The organism is Vibrio sp. YT-19(2023) (assembly GCF_033337395.1).
Map to the genome: position 1 here is coordinate 1 of NZ_JAWOQN010001113.1, position 524 is coordinate 524.

Annotated in this window: 1 protein-coding gene; it reads right to left on the reverse strand. The window is 47.1% G+C overall.

The window, feature by feature from the left end; genetic code table 11:
• Window positions 1-524, reverse strand: a 524-nt coding sequence (locus tag R7E78_RS30330; RefSeq protein ID WP_318059172.1) for a dicarboxylate/amino acid:cation symporter, incomplete at both ends; no start/stop codon positions are given.

Below are 524 nucleotides of genomic sequence, written 5' to 3' on the forward strand. Positions count from 1 at the left end.
GAATGATGAAATACGGTTATCTACGCCCATGCGGTGTTTTGCTGTTTCCATTGTCACTGGAATGGTCGCGTTTGATGATGCCGTTGAGAAGGCAAACATGATTGCGTCTTCCATCTTACGTAGGAACGTAATTGGGCTAAGGCCAGTAAAGCCTTTTAGCATTAGACTGTAAGTCACTAGGCCGTGAAGCAATAGTGTGCCCGCTAACACAACAAAGTACTCGGCTAGGTTGACGATGGCACTTAAGCCAAGACCAGTAAACAACTTCGCCATCAAGAAGAACACGCCATATGGAGCTAGGTTCATCAAAATTGCTACAAGCTTCATGATCACTTCGTTTAGATCAGAGAAGAATGCTGCAATTCGTTCACCAGGCTTACCTGCTGCGCTGATCGCGACACCAAACAGAACCGCAAACACGATCACTTGCAGGGTTTTACCTTCTGCCATCGCGCTGATTGGGTTGGTCGGGAACATATCGATGATCACTTGACCCAAAGAAGGCGCCTCTGCCGACTTAAATG